The sequence below is a fragment of the Streptomyces sp. NPDC049577 genome (assembly GCF_040675635.1).
Taxonomy (GTDB): domain Bacteria; phylum Actinomycetota; class Actinomycetes; order Streptomycetales; family Streptomycetaceae; genus Streptomyces.
In genome coordinates, this window is sequence record NZ_JBFAPH010000647.1 from 1 (window position 1) to 1,215 (window position 1,215).

3 protein-coding genes are annotated in these 1,215 nt (G+C 67.5%); all 3 read left to right on the top strand.

Features of this window, described 5'->3' with window-relative positions:
• Positions 1 to 339 (top strand): hypothetical protein (locus AB0K09_RS33560; protein WP_366069165.1); only part of this gene is annotated, 339 nt, incomplete at its 5' end.
• A gap of 144 nt (positions 340 to 483) precedes the next feature.
• The gene (locus tag AB0K09_RS33565; protein ID WP_366069163.1) at positions 484 to 702 is read left to right on the top strand and encodes a DUF4190 domain-containing protein; all 219 of its coding nucleotides are present in this window, start codon (positions 484 to 486) and stop codon (positions 700 to 702) included.
• Between the two features lie 166 nt (positions 703 to 868).
• The coding region (locus tag AB0K09_RS33570) for a sigma-70 family RNA polymerase sigma factor (RefSeq protein WP_366069164.1) at positions 869 to 1,215 on the top strand (347 nt) is incomplete at its 3' end.

Consider the following 1,215-nt stretch of genomic DNA (forward strand, 5'->3'; position numbering starts at 1 on the left):
GCCGCGGGTATGGTTGGTGACGTGCGCCATCACGGCCCCACTGTTCACCGCCGGGCCGGGCAGGATCCTCTGGATCCGGCCGGGCCCGGATCCGCTTCCCGAGACAACGCTCCGGGAAAGACGCTTCCGGAAAGCGGTGTTCCGGAAAACCACGGAGAAAGGACTGACGACATGGTGTTCCTCGTCGCGGCCCTGTTCCTGCTCGGTGTGCTGTCGGGCACGGCCGCCCATATACCCGTATCCCTCACTCTGCTCTCGGCGGCCGTCATCTGCGTATGGCTGGGAGTCTTCGCCGTGCGGGAGCGCCGCACGGCGCGCCGTCGCGACCGCCGACCGTGAATCACCTGACCGTGCATCACTGACCGTGCATCATCTGCTGGAGGAGACCCCGTGAAACTCCTGGAGACCCTCGCTCCCCGTGAGGACACCCGGGCCGCTCCCCGTCGGCCGTCCGCGGCGGGTCCCCGCCGGGACGCCGATCTCATGGCCGTCGCCTCGTTCGTCGCGGGACTGGTCGGGCTTCTCGTCTTCAACGTCGTGCTCGGCCCGTGTGCCCTGGTGCTGGGTGTCCTCGCCCTGGCCCGGGGCACGGTCCGCCGGTTCCGCGCGGTGCTCGGCACGGTGCTGGGCGCGCTCGACCTGGTCCTCTTCCTCGTACTGTCGGTCGCCGAACACACCCCCAGCTGGCACGCGGGCGGCTGACCCACATTTTCCGGCCGGAAAGCGGAATCGGGGAATGACGGGGCGTCGGGCGGGCAGAAGCGGCTCTGACAGGCTGAGCTAAGGAGGGCAGCGCGTGACCAGCACAGACGTGACAGGGTCGGCTGAGGCCGGACTGAGTGTGATCCCGGCGTGTGAGTCCCTCGGAATCGACCTGCCGAACGCGGACGACATCAGTTCCATCAATCCACGGGACGCCCGGGCCCTCACCAAGGTGTTCCTGGACCGGCTGTCGGTTCTGGAGGAAGGAACCCACGCCTACCAGTACGTACGCAACACTCTCATCGAGATGAACCTCTCGCTGGTCCGTTTCGTCGCCGGCCGGTTCCGGGGGCGGGCCGAGCAGATGGAGGACATCGTGCAGGTCGGCACGATCGGCCTGATCAAGGCGATCGACCGGTTCGACCTCACGCGCGAGGTGGAGTTCACCACCTTCGCCATCCCCTATGTCACCGGGGAGATCAAGCGGTTCTTCCGGGACACCAGTTGGGCCGT